The 21,167-nt window shown below is 35.9% G+C and carries 23 protein-coding genes; 14 read left to right on the plus strand and 9 right to left on the minus strand.

Annotated elements, in window-relative coordinates; genetic code table 11:
* Positions 1-79: 79 nt before the first annotated feature.
* The 3 genes from VK161_RS05520 to VK161_RS05530 all read right to left on the minus strand — a co-directional run bounded on the left by VK161_RS05520 (position 80) and on the right by VK161_RS05530 (position 1,925).
* Positions 80-301 (minus strand): DUF2795 domain-containing protein, encoded by a 222-nt coding sequence (locus tag VK161_RS05520; RefSeq protein ID WP_022828503.1) that lies wholly within the window; start codon positions 299-301, stop codon positions 80-82.
* 193 nt (positions 302-494) lie between these two features.
* Complete coding sequence (locus VK161_RS05525; RefSeq protein ID WP_324213763.1) at positions 495-1,064, minus strand: cob(I)yrinic acid a,c-diamide adenosyltransferase; 570 nt, start codon at positions 1,062-1,064, stop codon at positions 495-497.
* A gap of 162 nt (positions 1,065-1,226) precedes the next feature.
* Complete coding sequence (locus tag VK161_RS05530; protein WP_324213764.1) at positions 1,227-1,925, minus strand: ABC transporter ATP-binding protein; 699 nt, start codon at positions 1,923-1,925, stop codon at positions 1,227-1,229.
* Between the two features lie 323 nt (positions 1,926-2,248).
* Between VK161_RS05530 and VK161_RS05535 the strand changes: the two genes are divergently transcribed.
* Entirely contained in the window at positions 2,249-2,929 is a 681-nt protein-coding gene (locus tag VK161_RS05535) for a hypothetical protein (protein ID WP_324213765.1), read from the plus strand.
* A 51-nt stretch (positions 2,930-2,980) separates the two neighbouring features.
* Here the strand turns inward: VK161_RS05535 and VK161_RS05540 are convergent, their stop codons facing one another.
* Entirely contained in the window at positions 2,981-3,772 is a 792-nt protein-coding gene (locus VK161_RS05540) for a class I SAM-dependent methyltransferase (RefSeq protein WP_324213766.1), read from the minus strand.
* An 84-nt stretch (positions 3,773-3,856) separates the two neighbouring features.
* Positions 3,857-5,713 (minus strand): ABC-F family ATP-binding cassette domain-containing protein, encoded by a 1,857-nt coding sequence (locus VK161_RS05545; protein ID WP_324213767.1) that lies wholly within the window; start codon positions 5,711-5,713, stop codon positions 3,857-3,859.
* Positions 5,714-5,841: 128 nt separating this feature from the next.
* Here VK161_RS05545 and VK161_RS05550 point away from each other — a divergent pair, with 128 nt between their 5' ends.
* From VK161_RS05550 to VK161_RS05600, 11 genes are all read left to right on the plus strand, one after another.
* On the plus strand, positions 5,842-6,966 hold the full coding sequence (locus VK161_RS05550; RefSeq protein ID WP_324213768.1) for a glycosyltransferase family 2 protein: 1,125 nt from the start codon (positions 5,842-5,844) through the stop codon (positions 6,964-6,966).
* A gap of 215 nt (positions 6,967-7,181) precedes the next feature.
* The gene (locus tag VK161_RS05555; protein WP_324213769.1) at positions 7,182-8,495 is read left to right on the plus strand and encodes a dihydrolipoamide acetyltransferase family protein; all 1,314 of its coding nucleotides are present in this window, start codon (positions 7,182-7,184) and stop codon (positions 8,493-8,495) included.
* Positions 8,496-8,620: 125 nt separating this feature from the next.
* Positions 8,621-9,391, plus strand: coding sequence for a 3'-5' exonuclease (locus VK161_RS05560; RefSeq protein WP_324213770.1), 771 nt, complete (start codon positions 8,621-8,623; stop codon positions 9,389-9,391).
* Positions 9,392-9,464: 73 nt separating this feature from the next.
* The gene (locus VK161_RS05565; RefSeq protein WP_324213771.1) at positions 9,465-10,076 is read left to right on the plus strand and encodes a fumarylacetoacetate hydrolase family protein; all 612 of its coding nucleotides are present in this window, start codon (positions 9,465-9,467) and stop codon (positions 10,074-10,076) included.
* Positions 10,076-10,420 (plus strand): Hpt domain-containing protein, encoded by a 345-nt coding sequence (locus VK161_RS05570; protein ID WP_324213772.1) that lies wholly within the window; start codon positions 10,076-10,078, stop codon positions 10,418-10,420. Before VK161_RS05565 ends, VK161_RS05570 begins: the two co-directional genes overlap by 1 nt.
* A gap of 221 nt (positions 10,421-10,641) precedes the next feature.
* On the plus strand, positions 10,642-11,892 hold the full coding sequence (locus tag VK161_RS05575) for a competence/damage-inducible protein A (protein ID WP_324213773.1): 1,251 nt from the start codon (positions 10,642-10,644) through the stop codon (positions 11,890-11,892).
* 73 nt (positions 11,893-11,965) lie between these two features.
* Entirely contained in the window at positions 11,966-12,199 is a 234-nt protein-coding gene (rpmB, locus tag VK161_RS05580) for a 50S ribosomal protein L28 (protein WP_324213774.1), read from the plus strand.
* Between the two features lie 29 nt (positions 12,200-12,228).
* Positions 12,229-12,411, plus strand: coding sequence for a 50S ribosomal protein L33 (rpmG, locus tag VK161_RS05585; RefSeq protein WP_324213775.1), 183 nt, complete (start codon positions 12,229-12,231; stop codon positions 12,409-12,411).
* A 48-nt stretch (positions 12,412-12,459) separates the two neighbouring features.
* Positions 12,460-12,612, plus strand: a complete 153-nt coding sequence (locus VK161_RS05590) for a DUF4295 domain-containing protein (protein WP_236464348.1) — start codon at positions 12,460-12,462, stop codon at positions 12,610-12,612.
* Between the two features lie 246 nt (positions 12,613-12,858).
* The gene (ftsY, locus tag VK161_RS05595) at positions 12,859-13,812 is read left to right on the plus strand and encodes a signal recognition particle-docking protein FtsY (RefSeq protein ID WP_324213776.1); all 954 of its coding nucleotides are present in this window, start codon (positions 12,859-12,861) and stop codon (positions 13,810-13,812) included.
* 7 nt (positions 13,813-13,819) lie between these two features.
* Positions 13,820-13,981, plus strand: a complete 162-nt coding sequence (locus VK161_RS05600; RefSeq protein ID WP_324213777.1) for a hypothetical protein — start codon at positions 13,820-13,822, stop codon at positions 13,979-13,981.
* Here VK161_RS05600 and VK161_RS05605 read toward each other — a convergent pair whose 3' ends face one another.
* Positions 13,982-15,064 (minus strand): serine hydrolase, encoded by a 1,083-nt coding sequence (locus tag VK161_RS05605; RefSeq protein ID WP_324213778.1) that lies wholly within the window; start codon positions 15,062-15,064, stop codon positions 13,982-13,984.
* 105 nt (positions 15,065-15,169) lie between these two features.
* Here VK161_RS05605 and VK161_RS05610 point away from each other — a divergent pair, with 105 nt between their 5' ends.
* Positions 15,170-15,589, plus strand: a complete 420-nt coding sequence (locus tag VK161_RS05610) for a hypothetical protein (RefSeq protein ID WP_324213779.1) — start codon at positions 15,170-15,172, stop codon at positions 15,587-15,589.
* Position 15,590: 1 nt separating this feature from the next.
* On the plus strand, positions 15,591-15,887 hold the full coding sequence (locus VK161_RS05615; RefSeq protein WP_324213780.1) for a DUF721 domain-containing protein: 297 nt from the start codon (positions 15,591-15,593) through the stop codon (positions 15,885-15,887).
* Positions 15,888-15,971: 84 nt separating this feature from the next.
* Here the strand turns inward: VK161_RS05615 and VK161_RS05620 are convergent, their stop codons facing one another.
* From VK161_RS05620 to VK161_RS05630, 3 genes are all read right to left on the minus strand, one after another.
* Positions 15,972-19,268, minus strand: coding sequence for a reprolysin-like metallopeptidase (locus VK161_RS05620; RefSeq protein WP_324213781.1), 3,297 nt, complete (start codon positions 19,266-19,268; stop codon positions 15,972-15,974).
* A gap of 134 nt (positions 19,269-19,402) precedes the next feature.
* Positions 19,403-19,822 (minus strand): nucleoside-diphosphate kinase, encoded by a 420-nt coding sequence (locus VK161_RS05625; protein WP_324213782.1) that lies wholly within the window; start codon positions 19,820-19,822, stop codon positions 19,403-19,405.
* A gap of 132 nt (positions 19,823-19,954) precedes the next feature.
* Positions 19,955-21,133: a T9SS type A sorting domain-containing protein gene (locus tag VK161_RS05630; RefSeq protein WP_324213783.1), complete on the minus strand. Its 1,179-nt coding sequence runs from the start codon at positions 21,131-21,133 to the stop codon at positions 19,955-19,957.
* Positions 21,134-21,167: the final 34 nt, after the last annotated feature.

The following is a 21,167-nucleotide window of genomic DNA, read 5'->3' on the forward strand; positions in this document are numbered from 1 at the left end:
TAATTTTATAAAGTGTGCAAATTTAAACAAAAAAAAAGCCCCGAAGGAGACTTTTTTCTGTTGTGTTAGTTTATTTTTTCTAGTATTCGTCCTCGTTCCAAAGATAATCTTCGTCAGTAGGATAATCCGGCCAAATTTCTTCCATCGATTCGTAAATTTCGCCTTCATCTTCAATAGATTGAAGGTTTTCAACTACTTCTAGTGGAGCACCAGCTCTAATAGCATAGTCTATCAATTCGTCTTTGGTTGCAGGCCACGGCGCATCGCTTAAATAGGATGCCAATTCTAATGTCCAATACATCTTCTAGGGTTTTAATTTGTGCAAAAATAAATTTATTACTGAAAAAGTCAAGTAAAAATTGATTTATTTTTAATAAAAGTTAAGAACGTCGTTTTTGAAATTTCAAAAAGCAAAAAACAAATAACAAACATTGTTGCTATTTACAGGGTTTTTCACTTCACAGAGAATTTTTTTTTTGAATTTGTAGAAAGTGTTATTTTCTAGGAATCCATTGTACTTCATCCGCTTTGAGGTCGTAGGACAACTTTCGTGCCAACACAAAAAGGTAGTCAGAAAGTCGGTTTAGGTATTTAATTACGAGTTCATCAGTAGGTTCGATGTCATTCAAATGCACTGCTAAACGCTCGGCTCTACGGCATACACAGCGTGCTATATGACAATATGACACAGTAGTATGTCCGCCCGGAAGTACAAAATGTGTCATTTGTGGTAAACTTTCTTCCATACTGTCGATTTCTTTTTCTAGAAATTCGATATCGGATTCAGTAATGCCTAAGTTTTTTAATCGTTTTTCGCCACTTTTTAAAATTTCTTTTTCGGGTGGAGTTGCTAAGATTGCTCCCACAGTAAACAAACGGTCTTGAATTTCGATGAGTACGTTTTTGTACAATTGATTCATTTCTTGATCGCGAATGAGTCCGATGTGTGAATTGAGTTCGTCTACGGTTCCGTAACTTTCTATACGAATATGGTGTTTGGGAACGCGTGTTCCTCCAAAAAGTGCTGTGGTTCCGGAGTCGCCGGTTTTGGTATATACTTTCATGATAGTTGCTGAGTGACTGAGTGGCTAAGTTACTGAGTTTTTTTGGTGCTGGCAAAAGTTATGTAGAATGTTTTCTAGCCCCGATTGGAGGAAATGCCGCGCATGACGGAAAGCGGGAAAATGGATTGCAAAAATTGACCAAGCCATTTGCTCATAAAAATACTACAAATGCTCTTTGTTTTCGTAGTCATTTTCAATCATACCATCTTTAAGGCGAATGATACGATGCGCGTATTTTGCAATATCTTCCTCGTGTGTTACCAAAATTACAGTGTTACCGTTTTTGTGAATGTCGTTGAAAAGGTTCATGATTTCAACCGACGTTTTACTGTCTAAGTTACCCGTTGGCTCATCGGCTAAAATTATGGAAGGATTGTTGACCAAAGCGCGAGCGACAGCAACACGTTGACGTTGTCCACCCGAAAGTTGATTGGGTTGATGGTCCATTCTGTCGCCTAGACCAACCTGTTTTAAAACGGTTGTTGCACGTGCACTTCGATCGGTTTTAGAATAGCCCGCGTAAATCATCGGCAAAGCAACATTATCTAAAGCAGTGGTTCTGGGTAATAAATTGAAGGTTTGAAACACGAAGCCTATCTCTTTGTTTCTGATTTCGGCCAAATCATCATCGTGCATTTGGCTAACGTCTTTTCCATTTAAAACATAACTTCCCGAAGTAGGTGTGTCCAAACATCCCAAAATATTCATTAAAGTTGATTTTCCTGAACCTGATGGACCCATTAAAGCCACGTATTCGCCTTTGTTGATTTGCAAATCGATGCCTTTTAAAACATTTATGATTTCACTGCCTAGAACGAAATCGCGCTTAATATCTTTAATGTCAATTAATGATTTGGACATGGGAAAGTTGAATTAAAATTAAGAATTAGTACAAAAGTAAGATTTAATTGATTGTGTGCTGCAACCATTGACCGAAATGATGTCCTGATTTTACTAACAAGATGATTGCATATACAATGAATAAAGAAACTACGATCTTAAATGACTTTGATTTTAAAATTTTGTGTGTTTCCATAGTAATCTTAATTTACATCTATTAGTGGTTGTTTTCTATTCTTTGTTACAATCATACTGTCAATTATGTAATAATGAGGTTGAATAGTGTAACATATAGAATGGAACTCTAATGTAGTTTTACACTAATTAATTTAAACAAATATAATATGAGAAATGTAGTAAAAATGGGATTGTTTTCGATGATTGTTTTGGGAATGACTTCATGTAAAAACGAAGAAAAAGAAATGGCCGATAAAAGAATTAGTGAGTTAGAAAGCTATGTTGATTCACTTAATGCGGTTTCTGCCGAAGAAAGAGCAGCGAATTGGGAACAAATTGCTTCTGATTTTGATACTAGATCAGCTAATGCAAATGAAGCTTTAGCCAATCTTGACGAATCAACAAAAGCAACTTCTCAAGAGAAAATTGCTGCTTCTACGTCAAAATACGAAGAATTAAAAGCTAGTGTTGCTGCAAATTCAACAGTAAATTCAACAAATACGGGTACACCAAGCGCTAATCAATTGCTGAGAGACCGACTTTTTGGAGCAGGAAAAATTGGTGACGACATGAGTTTTGCGTGGGTAAATAAAGACAATGCATTGCAAGTGTATGAAACTTTCTTTCAATCGTACAAAGACAACAAAGGTGATTTTTCTAGAGAAGATTACGATGAAATTAAATTGATGTACGAAGCATTGGATAATCGTAAAAATACTATCGAAAAAGAAGGTTTATCTTCTGAAGATAATGGTAAAATTGCTTCGATTAAATTAAAATTCGGTCCGATGTTCAAAGTGAATCGAATTGGTGCTAAAAGCAGAGAAACTGCCGAAGCTAAAGAATAATATTTTTTGTTAATTCATGAAAATGGCAATCAGCAATGGTTGTCATTTTTTTTATGTCCGAATGGTAAAGTGTTCTTTTTCTTGCTCACTCCTAAAGAATACAATTCCCCATTGAAACGTATCAATAGTCACTTTCACTTTAGGGTGATTTTTGATTACTTCCCAAGCTTCTTCCATGTCGGTCGACCAATGAATATCGTCAAAAATCCAAACCGAATCATTTGTTACAGTGGGTAATAAAAGCTCGAAGTATTCTAATGTGGCTTGTTTGGAATGATTACCGTCGAAATAAATCAATGAATAGGATTGGACTTTAGTCCAATTAACATTAGTGTAATTTTTCAAAAAAATTGAAAATTCGGTAGTTTCAAATTCAACATTGTTTAGATTTTGTAATTGTAATTGATTTTTTGCAATAGCCATTGTGTTTGGACAACCTTCCAAAGTAGTTATTCTTGCCTTTTCATTTCCTAATGCCAATGCTGATGTTGCCAAACCTAATGAAGTTCCGATTTCCAAAACCGAGTCAGGTTGAAAATAGCGTACTATTCGAAATAATAATTTGGCTCTTTTGGGTGAAATTCCAGCGTTTTTTGCAATTTGATTGATGGCGCGAATATTACTTTTAAAAACACGTGAACCAGCACCAAAATCGGTAACTTCAATCGTGTTTTTATTTTGTAAAAGTGAATTTCGGTAGTTTTTTAAAATCGAATATTCAGGATAATTTGTTTTGTCGTAAAAGCATTTCGTAACCAAATCAAATACAAAAGGCGAGTGTACTCCGTGTTGGTTGGTGGAGCTCCAGATGAAGTTAATATATGATTTTATTTGAAATAACATTTTTAGTGATTAGTGATTAGTGAAAAGTAATTAGTCAAAGTTTATAAAGCTAATCACTTATTACTCTTCACTTTTTACTTTTAATCATTCCATTTTACTAGACAACTCGAACCATCGTTCTTCTTTTGCTTCCAGCGTTTGAATTACTTTTTGCAATTCGTTGGCTTTAATTTCAATTTCGCTGTCGGCTACTTTTCCGTCAGAAAACAATTGTTCGATTTGTTTCTTTTGGTATTCTAAATCTTTAATCTCTTTTTCAATTTTTGTGAACTCTTTCTGTTCGTTAAAACTCAATCCAGTCGAAATCGTTTTGACTTGTTTCCAATTGACTTTTTCTTTGGAATCTTCTTTGTTAGGTTCTGCCGAATCTTCATATGCTCTAAAATCAGAGTAATTTCCAGGAAAGTTTTCTATAATTCCGTTTCCTCTAAACACAAATAAGTCATCTACAATCTTATCCATAAAATAACGATCGTGCGAAACTACTAACAAACAGCCAGGATAATCCAAAAGGAAACTTTCTAACACATTCAACGTCACAATATCCAAATCGTTCGTCGGCTCATCGAGAATCAAGAAATTCGGATTCTGAATCAAAACCGTACACAAATACAAACGTTTCAATTCGCCACCACTCAATTTTTCAACGTAATCGTATTGTTTTTTGCTGTCAAATAAAAAGCGTTCCAGCAATTGTGAAGCCGAAATCAACTTGCCTTTCATGAGCGGAATGTACTCACCGTATTCCTTAATAATATCAATAACGCGTTGTCCGGGTTTTGGGTTGATGCCGCTTTGGGTATAATATCCAATTTTGATGGTGTCGCCCATAACTACTTTACCACTGTCGGTCGGAATGGTTCGCGTTAACAAATTCAGGAACGTCGATTTACCCGTTCCGTTTTTGCCAATAATTCCGATTCGTGCGCCGCGCTGAAAATCGAAACTAAAATTTTCTACAATGACTTTTTCTCCAAACTTTTTCGAGATTTTGTGCAACTCAATGATTTTACTGCCCAAACGCTCCATGTTGATTTCGAGTTCGATCACATTTTCTTTTCGTCTACTTTCGGCTTTTTGCTTGATGATATAAAAATCGTCTTGACGCGATTTCGATTTGGTGGTACGTGCTTTCGGTTGGCGACGCATCCAAGCCAATTCTTTTACAAAAAGGTTCTGAGCTTTGTCAATACTCGCGTTTTCAGAAGCAATTCGCTCTTCTTTTTTCTCCAAATAATACGAATAATTGCCTTTGTATTGATAGAGTTTTCCGTTGTCCAATTCGATGATTTCGTTACAAACTCGCTCCAAAAAGAAACGGTCGTGCGTTACCATAAACAGCGTAATATTTTCTTTAGCAAAATAACTTTCCAACCATTCAATCATTTCCAAATCAAGGTGGTTTGTGGGCTCATCCAAAATCAACAAATCAGGGCGATTGATCAAAATAATCGCCAATGAAAGGCGTTTTTTTTGTCCACCCGACATATTTTTCACCTTCAATTTGAAATCTTCTAACTTCAATTTGAACAAAATTTGCTTGAATTGAGTTTCAAAATCCCACGCATTAAAACGATCCATGTCGTCAAATGCTTTTTCATAAGCTTCAGTGTCGTCTGGGTTTTCCAATGCTTTTTCGTAGCGTTCAATCACGTGCAGAATTTCGTTATCCGAAGCAAAAATACTTTCTTCAACGGTCAATTCGTCTTGTAATTGCGGCACCTGCGACAAAAATGCCATTTTAATTTCCTTGCGAATTACCACTTGACCCGTATCAGGTTCGTCATCGCCACACAGAATTTTCATGATGCAGGTTTTGCCCGAACCATTTTTGGCGATAAAAGCAATTTTTTGGTCTTTGTTGATTCCAAATGAAAGGTCTTTGAACAAGGTGCGTTCACCAAACGATTTGGATATGTTTTCTACTGAAAGGTAATTCATTTTAATTTGAAGATTTGAATATGTGCTAATTTGAAAATTAACAGATTTGCAAAAGTAGTACATTAATTATTAATTGCATTTTCAAATTTTCAAATTGTAACATTTTCAAATTAAGTTATATTTGCCTTATGCAACTATCGGTCATCATCCTTAATTATAATGTGCGCTATTTTTTAGAGCAATGCGTTCTCAGTGTTCAAAAAGCACTTGAAAACATTGATGGAGAAATTATAGTGGTTGATAACAATTCGTCTGATGATAGTTGTGCGATGATGAAACAACGTTTTCCCAACATCAAACTAATCGAAAACAAAGAAAATGTAGGTTTCCCAAAGGGTAATAATATCGGTGTTGCTCAAGCCAAAGGTGAATTTATTTGCATTCTAAACCCAGATACAGTTGTTGCCGAAGATACTTTTAAGAAACTATTAGCTAAAAGCCACCAGCTTACAGTTGGAATTATCGGTTGTAAACTAATTGACGGAACTGGAAATTTTCTGCCTGAATCCAAACGCGGAATTCCAACACCTTGGGTAGCCTTCACCAAAATCTTCGGATTGTACAAACTTTCCAATGCATTCGGAAAGTATTACGCTCAACATCTTTCTGAGAATCAATCGGGAGAAGTCGAAATATTGGTCGGTGCTTTTATGGTGATGAAGCGCGATTTGTATAATGAAATTGGTGGCTTTGATGAAAATTGCTTTATGTATTCGGATGATATCGATTTGAGTTATATGGCATTACAAAAAGGGAAAACCAATTATTATTTTCATGAAACTTCGGTGATTCATTATAAAGGGGAAAGCACTGTAAAAGACGGAACGTACATGAAACGTTTTCAAGAAGCGATGAATTTTTTCTATAAAAAGCACTTTAAAGTTTCTATTTTCTTTTCTGTTTTTATGAGAATCGGAATTGTGTTTTTTTCTTTCATAAAGATGTTCCAAGGTAAATCCAAACCCAAATTAGCTCCCGAAAATTATAGTTTCATCTCTGAAAGTGATGAAATGAAGCAAAAATTAGAAATAAAATTGCAAAGAAAAATGCAATTGGCAACTTTAACTTCATCATTTCCGCAGTCATCCGAAATTATTTTAGATGCCAATTACATTTCATTTAAGGAAATTATTTCGTTCATCGAACAAAACAAAAACAAATCATATACTTTCAAAATACTTCCACCCAATAGCAATTTCATTATTGGTAGTAATTCGAGTAATGATCGAGGAGAAGTGATTGTGCTGGATTAGTTAATATTAGTGTGTTGTAGATTGTAAGACTATAAGATTATAGGACTGTAAGACTTTGAGGTTGCAAGATTTTGGTTTTTGATGAAAAAAATCGATGCAAATCTGTGTAATCAATGGCTAAAAAAAGTATAAAAATTAGTAAATTCATGGTAAAACCTAAATACTTTTACTAATTTTGCAAACCAAATAACAAAACACAACTTTAGTTTAAAGATATGGCAAAGTTTGAATTGAAATTACCCAAAATGGGCGAAAGCGTTGCAGAGGCAACCATTACAAACTGGTTAAAAAAAGTAGGTGAAACCATTGCGGCTGATGAGGCTGTATTGGAAATCGCTACTGATAAAGTAGACAGCGAAGTTCCGAGTGAAGTATCAGGAACGCTTACCGAAATTTTATTCCAAGTCAATGATGTAGTAAAAGTAGGTCAAACCATCGCTATTATCGAAACGGAAGGCGGTAGTGTTGAAGCACCAAAAGCTGCTGAAGTTGCGGCTCCAGTTGTGGCTGCAGTAGAAAAAACAGTTGAAGTTGCTAAGGAAGTTGTAGCTCCAGCCGATTTCTCAGGTTCAGACAAATTCTTTTCTCCATTAGTAAAAAATATTGCCAAAGAAGAAGGTGTTTCGATAGCCGAATTAGAAGCCATTTCAGGCTCAGGAAAAGACGGTCGTGTTACTAAAGAAGATTTATTAAATTACATTAAAAATAAAGGAAATCAGCCAACTCAAGCGGTACAACCTCAAGTTTCAACTCCAGTTGCTCAACCAACGGTTGTAGCCACGCAACCTTCTTCACAAGCGGTTCCTGTTTCTGTAAACGGTGGCGATGAAATTGTAGAAATGGATCGCATGCGAAAGCTCATTTCAGGTTATATGGTAGCTTCAGTGCAAACATCGGCTCACGTGCAATCGTTCATCGAAGTGGATGTGACCAATATTGTAAAATGGAGAGACAAAGTAAAGACTGCTTTTGAAAAACGCGAAGGTGAAAAACTAACCTTCACTCCAATATTCATGGAAGCCGTGGCGAAAGCATTGAAAGATTTCCCTGGAATGAATATTTCGGTAGATGGCGATTTCATCATCAAAAGAAAAAACATTAACCTCGGAATGGCGGCTGCATTACCTAACGGAAATTTAATTGTTCCTGTAATCAAAAATGCTGATCAATTGAATTTAGTCGGAATGGCCAAAGCCGTAAACGATTTAGGAAATAGAGCTAAAGCTGGAAAACTAAAACCAGACGATACACAAGGCGGAACGTATACGGTTACCAACGTTGGAACTTTTGGTTCTGTTTTTGGAACGCCAATTATCAATCAACCACAAGTCGGAATCTTAGCTTTGGGTGCGATTAGAAAAGTACCTGCTGTTATCGAAACTCCAGAAGGTGATTTTATCGGAATTCGTCAAAAAATGTTTTTGTCGCACAGTTACGACCATAGAGTTGTTGATGGCGCATTGGGAGGAAGTTTCGTAAAACGAGTAGCCGATTATTTGGAAGCTTGGGACATCAATAGAGAAATCTAATAACCAATTATAAATCAAACCCTTTCAAAATGGAAAGGGTTTTTTTAATTCAAAAGACAAAACTTTACACACAAATCGACCAACGGTACAACCAAAATTTTATATTTGTCGCATAAATTTTACAAATGGAATTAAAACTCAATCGACCAATTTGTTTTTTCGATCTTGAAACCACGGGAATAGACGTAGCCAAAGACCGCATCGTAGAAATTTCCATCTTCAAGGTATTTCCAAACGGAAACAAGGAAAGCAAAACGTGGTTGGTCAATCCAACAATTCCAATTCCTGCTTTTGCAACTGCTGTTCATGGTATAACCAATGAAAAAGTTGCCAATGAACCCACATTTAAAGAACTGGCGAATCAAATTCACAACATGATTAAAGATTCGGATTTGGCAGGTTTCAACTCCGATCGTTTTGATATTCCGCTTTTGGCCGAAGAATTACTCCGAGCCGAAGTCGATTTTGATATGAAAAACAGGGTTTCAGTTGACGTGCAAACCATCTTCCATAAAAAAGAAGAACGAACACTGAGTGCAGCCTACAAGTTCTATTGTAATGAAAGCCTTGAAAACGCTCACAGTGCTGAGGCCGACACTATGGCAACGTATGAAATTTTAAAAGCACAACTCGATCGTTATACTGATCTGGATAATGACATGAAATCATTGGCCGAATTTACCACTCGTAAAAAATCAGTTGATTTTGCTGGTTTTATTGCTTTGAATGATAAAGGCCAAGAAATATTCACTTTCGGAAAAAACAAAGGTCAATTAGTTGAAGATGTGCTCGAAAAAGAACCTGGTTATTACGGCTGGATTCAAGGTGCGGATTTTCCGTTATACACCAAAAAAGTACTCACAGGAATCAAATTAAGAAAACTCAATACAAAATAAAAAGTAGCAAAGTAGCAAAGCGACAAAGTAAATTGACTTTGAAACTTTGAAACTTTGAAACTCTGAAACTAAAATGAAGATTATCTGCATCGGACGCAATTACGTAAAACACATCGAAGAGCTTCAAAATGAAAAGCCCACAGAACCTGTCGTTTTTTTAAAACCCGATTCGGCTATTTTACTAAAACAACATCCGTTTGTGATTCCTGAGTTTTCAGAAGACATTCACCATGAAGTTGAAATTTTAGTCAAAATCAACAAAGTAGGAAAGTACATTCAGCCCAAGTTTGCCCATAATTATTACGATGAAATTGGACTCGGAATTGATTTTACTGCTCGTGACCTCCAAGCAAAACTCAAAGAAAAAGGATTGCCTTGGGAAAAAGCCAAAGCATTTGACGGTTCAGCGGTAATAGGTGACTTTTTACCGAAAAAACTTTTTTCTTCCCTAGAAAATGTTAATTTTGAATTGAAGAACAATGGAGCAACCGTGCAAAAAGGCAATACCAGTTGTATGCTTTGGAAGATTGATGAGTTAATTGCCCATGTTTCACAGTACTTCACCTTGAAAATTGGAGACATCATTTTTACAGGAACACCTGAAGGCGTTGCAAGAGTAAATCCAAATGATGTTCTCGAAGGATACATAGAAAACAAACTACTACTTAAAATACAAGTTAAATAATGGCGTTACATTACAACCTCGCAAAAGTGTATGCTCTATCGGATAATGATCCCGAATTTGTCATGCAAATTATTACACTTTTTATTACTGAAATTCCAGACGACTTAAAGCAAATCGAAACCGGAATCAAAGAAAAAGACCACAAATTGGCCTATTCCTACGCTCATAAAATTAAACCAACACTCGATTTACTGGGAATGACCGTTGCGCATCAAGAAATTCTAGAAGTAGAAGCGTGGACCAAGCGCGAAGGTAAGAAAAGCGAAATCGAAGCCACTTTTGACAGTATTAAAGCACAAGTCAAAGAAGCGGTAAAAGAAATTAAAAAAGATTTTGAAGTGTAGCTCATCCAGCTATTCATTCCAAGTTTTTTCAATAAATGCATTTTTTTAAAACATAAAAGGAGCTTCTTAACAGTCGCTCTTTTCTGTTAAAAAAAATAAGCATTTCTTTTCAAAAAGCTTTCCATTGCTATCTGGGCTAATAAGTCTTTCAGTACAACACTATCTAAAAATACAAATCAATAGGGATGGACTTTAGTCCGTCCCTTTTTAAAAGAAAAACAATGAAAGCAGCAATCGTAACCATAGGCGACGAAATTCTAATCGGCCAAATCATTGATACCAATTCGGGTTACATGGCCAAAGCGCTCGATAAAATTGGAGTACAAACTCACGAAATGCTTTCCATTTCGGACGATAAAACACACATTTTATCTACATTCACATCGCTGCAAAACAAAGTCGATTTTGTATTCATAACCGGCGGTTTGGGTCCAACCAAAGACGACATCACTAAAAAAACTTTTTGTGAATATTTTGAGGATGAATTAGTGCAAAATGATGAGGTTTTGGCTCACGTTACGGAATTGATAGAAGGTATTTTTAAACGTCCAATTACTCAAATGAACCGCGATCAAGCGCTCGTTCCATCCAAATGTGAAGTCTTGTTCAATAAAGTCGGAACTGCACCAGGAATGTGGGTAAAAAAAGAAAACACGGTTTACATTTCATTACCTGGAGTTCCATACGAAATGAAATATTTAGTCGATGAGGTAATCATCCCGAAAATAGTAAAAGAATATAAACGACCGTACATTGTACACAAAACCATAATGACGTATGGTCAAGGTGAAAGTTTAGTAGCCGAACGCATCGAAAATTGGGAAAACAACCTACCCGAATACATTAAATTAGCCTATTTACCTGCGCCGGGACGCGTGCGATTACGCCTTACAGCTCGTGGAACGGATCAAGAATTATTGCAAAAAAGTATTTCCGAAAACGTACAATCCTTATCCCAAATTATCGGAGATATTATTGTAGGTTATGACGAAGATGAAACGATTGAAGTGGTACTCGGAAGACAATTAAAACAACACAACAAAACGATATCCACAGCCGAAAGTTGCACGGGCGGAAAAATAGCGCAAATGTTTACGTCTGTTTCAGGTTCATCAGCCTATTTCAAAGGAAGTATTGTGAGTTACGCTACTGAAACTAAAATAAATGTACTTGGCGTTAACGCAGAAACCATTCAAAAACATACTGTCGTAAGTGCAGAAGTTGCCCAAGAAATGGCCATTCGTATACAACAACTTATGAAAACTGATTATGCCATCGCCACAACTGGTAATGCCGGACCAACCAAAGGTGATGCCGATGCCGAAGTAGGAACTGTTTTTATTGCACTCGCCACTCCAAATGAAGTGATTGTTGAAGAATTTAACTTCGGGCAACCACGCGAAAAAGTCATCGATAGGGCTGTAAATAAAGCACTTGAAATGCTACAAAAAGAAATTTTAAAAAATGTATAATTTTTTTTGCTACAATGGTTTCTTTTTTGTTTCTTTGCACCCTGATTTTGAATAACGATAAAAGATAAGCATAATGTCAAGAGTTTGTGACCTTACAGGTAAAAGAGCGATGGTAGGAAATAACGTTTCTCACGCTATGAACAAAACTAAGAGAAAATTTTCTGTGAACTTAGTTAAAAAACGTTTCTATCTTGCAGAAGAAGACAGATGGATTACTCTTAGAGTAGCAGCGTCTACAATTAAAACAATCAATAAAAAAGGATTAGCGGCTGTATTGAAAGATGCAAAGTCTAACGGATTTATTTAATAATTCGCAATCCATAAAATAAAAGCACAATGGCAAAGAAAGGAAATAGAATTCAAGTTATTTTAGAGTGTACTGAGCACAAAGAATCAGGTATGCCTGGAACTTCTCGTTACATCACAAACAAAAACAAAAAAAATACTCCAGACAGATTAGAGATTAAAAAATTTAATCCAATCTTAAAGAGAATGACTGTTCACAAAGAAATTAAATAATTTTAGAAATTTTAATTCATTTAAAGTTTCCAATAAAACATATTAGTCATGGCAAAGAAAACCGTAGCAACCTTACAAACAGCTTCTAAGAGATTAACAAAAGCTATCAAAATGGTAAAATCTCCAAAAACAGGTGCATATACTTTTGTTGAAAGTATCATGACTCCAGAAGAAGTTGACACATTCTTAAAAAAGAAATAATTCACACTTATCAGTATAACTAAGCTACTTTCACTCGGAAGTAGCTTTTTTATTTTTATATTTGCCAGTATAATTTTTAGGAGCACAGCTTTTGTAGTTTTCAAGTCGTCTTGTCCCGCTTTTCGCTTTTGCACGGCAACCGCTACACACGAGCGTAGCGAACTGGCGAAGTAATCGGGGCTAGAATAGTACAATTGTAGTTCAAAAGACATTTTGCTCCGACTTAAATATAACAATACAACAACTATGAGTTTTTTTAAACGCTTATTTTCATCCGAAAAAAAAGAGACTTTAGATAAAGGCTTAGAAAAAACAAAAACTACTTTTTTCTCTAAGCTCACCAAAGCCATCGCCGGAAAATCAAAGGTCGACGATGAGGTTTTAGATAATTTAGAAGAAATCCTTGTTTCTTCCGACGTTGGTGTCAATACCACTTTAAAAATCATCAAACGAATTGAAGAACGCGTTGCTAACGATAAATACTTAGGAACCGAGGAACTCAATCAAATCCTACGTGACGAGATTGCGGGTTTGATGTCGGAAACCAATTCGGGTGAAGAAACCGAATTTACTGTTCCTACCAACAAAAAACCGTACGTGATTATGGTAGTAGGTGTAAACGGAGTTGGGAAAACAACTACCATTGGTAAATTGGCTCATCAATTCAAAAAAGCAGGTTACAGTGTTGTTCTCGGTGCTGCCGATACATTTCGTGCCGCTGCGATTGATCAATTGCAAATTTGGGCCGATAGAGTTGGTGTTCCCATCGTCAAACAACAAATGGGAAGCGATCCAGCTTCAGTAGCATTTGATACTTTACAAAGTGCAGTTTCTCAAAACGCAGATGTAGTAATTATAGATACAGCTGGTCGTTTGCACAATAAGGTTGGTTTAATGAACGAATTGACCAAAGTAAAACGCGTAATGCAAAAAGTAGTGGAAGACGCGCCACACGACGTATTATTAGTTTTAGATGGTTCTACGGGTCAAAATGCTTTTGAGCAAGCCACACAATTCACTGCTGCTACTGAAGTATCGTGTTTAGCCGTTACCAAACTCGACGGAACAGCCAAAGGTGGCGTAGTGATTGGTATTTCTGATCAATTCCAAATTCCGGTAAAATACATCGGAGTGGGAGAAGGTATCGAAGACTTACAAGTGTTCAATAAATTCGAATTCGTAGATTCATTCTTCAAATAAAAATCGTATGAAGAACATCAAACCGTTTTACTTATATCTTATTGCTGCTGTCTTGACTATTGCAGGAAATTACATTGTTAAAAGAGATTCGTTATTCTATTATCCATACGGAATTATTTGCATCTCCATTGTTTCCTTAGCGCTTTACAAACAGTTCAAAACAAGGTAATTATTCATATAAATCAGAGATTTTCCCCCACAAATCATTATCAAAACCTGATAATGCAAAAGTTGGATTAGCAGGATCGGAAACTTCTCCCATTCGGATAATCACCATCTTCTTGCTTGGAATTACATAAATTTTCTGATCGTTTTTTCCAAGCGCACAATACATATCACTTGGACCATTCGGAATTAAAGTTCCATTAAATTGAAATTGAAGTCCAGGCAATCGATAAGTAGTTTTTCCGTTGAGCCACCATAAATAACCGTAAGCCTGATTCAAGTCTTGTGACGTAGTAGTAGCACTATTATAAAAAGCTTCATTTACAATTTGTGTTCCATCCCATTTTCCTTTGTTCAACGACAATAATCCAAAACGAGCCATATTTCTCGCTGTACTCCAATACACGCTTAAACCATCACCCGAATTGATCCAACTGCCACCCGTCATTCCGATTTTATCTCTTAATTTGGTGTTGAAATAGGTCGACCAACTTTGTCCGCTAGCTTGTGCTACCACATCTTGTAATTTTACGTACACATTATGATACGCCCAACGAGATCCTGCATCGGCTACGTATTGTAAATTAGCTGGAGAAACATCATCACCCAAAGCATCATTCAAACCCGAATTCATACACAAAAGATTCTTACAGGTTATTAAGTTTTCTTTTGCCAATGGCGCACTTGTCCAACCCGTTCCCAAATAATCAGAAACTTTATTGTTAATGTTGAGCAAACCTTCTTGTTCAGCAATACCCGTTACAGTTGCTGTTAATGTTTTTCCAGCACTGGCCCAATACCATGGAGTTGTTGCCGAATGTCCGTTAAAATAATTTTCCATTACAATTCGACCATTCACCAAAATAATAAATGATTTAGTGTGTTTTTCTTCTAAAAAAGTTAATAAAGGCTGAACTGCACTTTGGTTCCAACCTAAAGCTGAAATTGATTTGGTTTCCCAAGTTGAACTTCCATCGCTCGGTGGAAAATACATTTGTTCTTCGGGAGTATTTGGAGTTGTTGATTCATCCGAACTGCATCCAAATGTAAAAAATGCTAGTAATGCAAGAGTAATATAATTTTTCATAGTAGTAGGTTTTGTCATTTAGACTTGTAAAATAGATAAAGGTTTAATCAAAAATACTTTTTTTATTGATTGAAATAAATTGTAATTTTAGATTTTATTTGAATCATGAAAAAAATAGTACTATTTGCGTTTATTGGCCTTATTTTCAGTTCCTGTAAACAATCGATAAAAGAAACCGATATCACTAAAATAAATGGCTATTGGGAAATTGTAAAGGTAGAGTTGCCTGATGGAGGTAAAAAAGAGTACAATGTAAATCCTACTATTGATTTTTTTGAAATTAAAGATAAAAAAGGGTTCAGACAAAAAGTAATGCCTCAATTAAATGGTAAATACCTTACTAATGATATCAGAGAGGAAATTTCTGTAGCCAATGAAGAAGGTGATTATTTCATTAATTATACCACTCAATATGGTAAGTGGAAAGAAGAAATCATCGAAATTCAGGATTCGGTTTTAGTACTGAAGAACAAAGAGAATTTAGAATACCATTATAAAAGACCTGTTCCATTTTCTGTAAAATAATATGGCCAAACGATTAAGTAACGAAAGTTCTATAGCAGATGTTTTAAAGGAGTTTATACATGCTAATAAACTCGAACACGGCATGGATAAAATTGACGTTGAGCAAGCGTGGAAAAACCTTATGGGAAATGGTGTTAATACATACACTCAGGATGTTATTCTGAAAGGAAGTACGTTGTATGTCAAATTAACTTCAGCGGTTTTGCGAGAAGAATTGAGCTACGGAAAGCAAAAAATCATTACCATGCTCAATGAAGAATTACGAAAAGAAGTAGTAAAAGAATTGGTGTTGAGGTAATCTTCAATCTTCTGATTCAGTTGCAATCATAAAAAAAATCCCGTTTCAATTGAAACGGGATTTTTTTGTGACTATTTCGAAAAGTTATTTAACAATAATTTTTTTTGTAGTTTGTTTTTCGCCATCGGTAACATTTACCAAATACATTCCCGATTCAACATTATTCAACTGAATTAGTTGTTCAAATGAACTAGCCGAATTGTATTCTTTTTGGAAAACAGCTCTTCCTCTGATATCAAAAACGCTTACTTTAATTTTTTCACCAGAATCAGAATTCAACTTAATTGTAAATTCACCATTGTTTGGATTAGGAGAAATTCCAAAGTCTGAAAATGTATTTTCTTGATTGGCAAGAGAACCTTGAGCACAAATATTGAGCGTAAATCCAGTAATTGATCCACCATCTAAATTAGCATCATCAGCAACGGTTAATATCCAATTTCCACCTGATAATTGCCCGTTTAAATTGGACAAGTTTCCTTCGGGTACAAACGAACCACTAAATGGTGCAGTTCCAGCAGTTATTAGTGTTGTAGCTTGTTGATTAAAAACTGTATTAATGTAATTGTCACCTTGACCACCATTATCAGTTGATAACTCGATTACAGTTCCAGCTGGACTGGTAAGTCTGATGTCTAGATCTTCATCCCAAGTGTGGGTGATGTTTATAGTAACATTTACGTCTGTGATTACTAAATTAGGAGCCACATTTATGGTTGAAGTGTAAGTGTTGGTTCCACTTGCAGAAATTGCAATTGGTGTATCTGTTGCAGTAAATGAAGCACAAGTTACGTTTTCAGTTGTAAAGGTAAAAACCGAAGATGTACTTCCAGTTGCACATTGATTGGAAGCTGTTACTCTCCAAAAGTATTGCGTATTAGCGCCCAAAGCAACTGTATACGTATTAGTTCCAACAGTAGTCGAATTGACAACAGCAGTGAATGCAGCATCAGTTGCAATTTCTACAAAGTAGTTTTGAACATTGGCATCTGTACTCCATGTTAAAGTAACATTGGCATTTACATTGGTAGCATTATTTGTAGGAGTAGCTAAAACAGCTGTGTTAACAGTTCCGTTGAAAACATTCAAGGTAACATTTGCAGTTTTAACAATAGACCCCGAAGTTCCTACTAACTCAAATGTATACGAGCCTGGAGACAAACTTCCTGTATTTGAAACTGTTGCTGTTACTGAAGTTCCATCTGCAGTTGCAGTTGTTGGGCTGAAAGTAATAGTTGCTCCAGCTGGTAATCCATTAGCAGAAAAAGTGGTAGTTCCTGTAAAACCTAAGAAGGTATTGTAAGTGAAATTATAAGTAGCATCATTCGGTGAACAAACAGTAACATCTGGATTCGGAACATTTAGTACAAATTCAGAACCTTGAATAGTAAAGTTAGTTGAATTTACAGCATAAAAAATATTGTTATTTCCCTCAACAATCAAACGAGCCTGAGTAGTATCGCCTCCAATCGCAGGAACTGTAAAGGTTTCAGAACCATCATTCGCCACATTCGTTGCAACTGTAAAAGGAAACGTTTGACCACCATCTATAGACAATAAGATGTTTACGGTTGGTGAGTTTACAGGCGCAACGTTGGTTCCAGCTACATTCCAAGTTACCGTTTGAGAAGTACCTACATTCCACAAAACATTAGTATTTTGTGAAGTTACTGTAAAAGGTCCAGCAGTTGGATCAACACTTACCACCATGGTATCGAAACTACTTTGCGGTGTTTGCCCAGTTCCATTTGCTTCTGAACGGTCACGAACAGTCAAAGCAAAGTTTAATGTTCTACCCACAGTTGAAACCGTTTCCCAAGAAGTATTATTTACGGTTTCTACTGGATTAGTTTCGGTCAATTGACCTGCCAAAACTCTAGAGAAAATCGGCATGTAACGGTTAGGAGAAGTGCTTGGTGGTCTTGATCTCCATAATGGTCCAGTGGTTTTGGTTGGAGCAAAATTAGTATTCGTAGTTGCCCCACTATCGGTTTGTTCCCAGCAATAGGTAAGTACATCGTTTGAATCGGAATCTGTTGCTGTACCTTTTAAGATAAATGCTGTTCCTTTTGGGATGGTGTAGTTAACTCCTGCATCAGCAACTGGAGGATTATTTGAAATTGGTGTACTAGTCCAACAGGTTCTGGTAACTAAATTGTTTAAAATTTGATTGATACTGTGATAATGAAAATAGGCATCACTGTGGTCTTGAACATCATTTCCACCAGTAATACCAGCATATCCCATTACTGAAGTTCCACTTCCAGGTTCAGCATTTACGCCTGCTCCTTCGGTATTGAACGCAAAAGTGTGATTTCCTCCCATTTGATGCCCCATTTCGTGAGGAACATAATCGATGTCAAAGAAATCAGTCATGTAAGGTCCGCCGTCATTATCTAAAAAGGTATGAGCTGAAAACCCGCTTCCTTTTTGTCCGTTAACACAAACACAACCAATACAACCTGCATTTCCATTATTTCCTGCATAAGCAAATAAGTGACCAATATCATAATTGGCTTCTCCAATTTGAGCAGTTAAAGTACTTTGTAATTGAGAATTTAGATTACCAGTATAAGGATCTGATGCTGCAGATGGATAAATGATATTCGTACCAGAAACCAATTGAAAAGTTACTGCCATGTCTACCTCAAATACTTCGTTAACACGGTTTAAAGTTGAAACTACTTGGGCTAGTGCATCAGCTTGAGCATTTCCGTTGGTTGCATTTCCATCGTCCCAAAAATTAGTGTATTCTCCGGTTGTTGAAATAGCAATTCTAAATGTTCTAAGAATTTGATCATCAGCATCTCTGTTAACAGATGCATCGCCTTCATTTTTGACAACTTCGTCATGAGTTAAGCATTCGAATTCTTTTACAAAATTGGCTCTGCTTGATTTATTGTATGCGATGTATTGATTGTTGCCATTTCTACTTAATGGAACTAGGAACGTGTTGGGTTGACCAACTCTTGAAACCATACTTTGGACACCTTGCGGAGTTACAGAAAAACGCGCTCTTGTTCCTGAATTGTCTGTGCTAAATCCAATATAAGTTTTGATATTTGGAAATTCAGCAGCAATGTCTGGAGCTAAAATAGGTGCTTCATACACTCTAAACTCTTCTAATTTTCCAGTTTCATTTGGAAGTGCAATTATAACTGTGCTTGAATTCCCAGAACCTCGAAGTACAGCTGCGCTTAATTGCTGTTTGAAGTTCTCAATGTTCAGTTGGTAGGTTTCGTAGTGGTCTTTATTTAATCCACTTAAATTAGTTGTTCGATCAACTTCAGATGCCGTTATTTTTTGCCAATTGGATTTTTGGCCAAAAACAACTCCTGATGTCATGACCAAAGCCATGAGGTAAAATAATTTTCTTTTCATTTGGTGATTATTAGTTTGTATTGCAATCAAAAATAATCAATTATAATGAATAGTAGAGAAAATTTTGTTGACAATCAAAGGAATAAAAAAAGCCCAAGGGTTTTCCTTAGGCTTTTATATATTTCTTGGTTTGATTAAAACTGCTCTCTTCCTGAAAAGTGAAAAGCACTTTCAATAGCAGCATTTTCATCAGAATCAGAACCGTGAACAGCATTTTCACCAATTGAAGTAGCGTATTTTTTACGAATAGTTCCTTCAGCAGCTTCAGCAGGATTTGTAGCTCCAATTAACTTTCTGAAATCTTCTACTGCGTTTTCTTTTTCTAAGATAGCAGCCACAATTGGACCTCTTGTCATGAATTCAACTAACTCACCAAAGAATGGTCTAGCCGAGTGAACAGCATAAAATTTTTGCGCATCAGCAACAGTCAATTGAGTCAATTTCAAAGAAACAATTTTGAAACCACCTTCTGTTATCATATTTAAAATCCCACCGATGTGTCCGTTTTCAACAGCATCAGGCTTAATCATTGTAAATGTTCTATTTGTAGCCATTTTAATTTATTTGTTTTTTTAATTCGGGTGCAAAAGTAGTGTTAATAAGTTAAATATTAAAATCAATTTCACTTTTGTAAAAAAAAATCCCCAAGAATTTCTTGAGGATTTAAAGTCAAATGAGTAAAATTATTAGTTTTTGGCCAATTTTAAGGTTTTTACTCCGCTATTTGTTGTGATTTTAGCAATATATAGACCATTATTTAGCAAACTTGCATCAACGGTACAATTAGAAGTTTTTGGCTCCGAAAAGTGAACCGTTTTTCCTGAGAAATCCATTACTTCAATTTTTTCTATGAATTGACTCGATTGGATAACCCAAAAACTGTTACTTGGATTAGGAAAAGAATATAAACTTTCATTGTAGTCATAAGAATTGTTTTGTAGCAAACCCACAAAATTATACTCACCAGAAATTCTGTCAAAAGTTGCATAATTTAATCCTGCAACAGAAACGGTTATGTTATTTCCATTTAAAACACCTGTTCCAGTTGGGAAACTATTTCCTCCCCAATTGGTATCCCAAGAACGATTTTTTCTAAATTTTAATTCACCAACGGTAAATCCATTTGGATAATCAATTTCATAGTTAAATCCATTTGTTGTTACCATTTCCAGATCGTTATCCCAACCGAGTGCAGCAGTTCCCATAATGCTTATAATAGGATATTCAAATGTGTATTCTCCTGTTATTCTGTTGAAAGTAACAAACCATTCTCCACCTGGAATAGATAATGAAGGTCCACTAGAAACTGCAGTTCCTGTTGGAAAAGAGGTGCTTCCCCAAACTAAAGTAGGATTATCGTCTTGTCTAAAATAGGCATTTCCGCTACTGAAATTAAATCCTGATAAAGTGTAAGTGATTCCATCTGAAGTCACCATATTAACATCAGGTCCGCCATAACCGTTTTGAGAATCGACAGCTGGACCCCAAATTCCCACACTAGGAAAGCCTGCTGTTTGAATGAAAGTATAAGTTCCGTTAATTCTGTTAAAAGTAATGTTGTAAGTTCCGGCATCAGTTTGAATATTATTTCCTCCTAACTGCCCAACTCCATTCGGGAAAGTATTTCCACCCCAATTGGTAGTCCAAGCACCATCCTGTCTGAATTTTAAACCTGTTGAAAGTCCAGTTGCAGTGGTTAAAACGGCATCATTTAGTGTGTAAGTGATGTTGTCTGTTGTTGATAAATAGGTGTCAACAGACCAACTTCCTGATGGACTTGTATCTCCTATAATAGAAATGGTTTGTGCATAACTAGGGCTAAAAATAGCAAGACCAAGCAATGTTAAAAGTAGTTTTCTTGTCATAAGTTTTTGAGTTTAAGCTAATACTATTGGATAA

Source organism: Flavobacterium sp. (assembly GCF_035299245.1).
Classification (GTDB): Bacteria; Bacteroidota; Bacteroidia; order Flavobacteriales; family Flavobacteriaceae; genus Flavobacterium.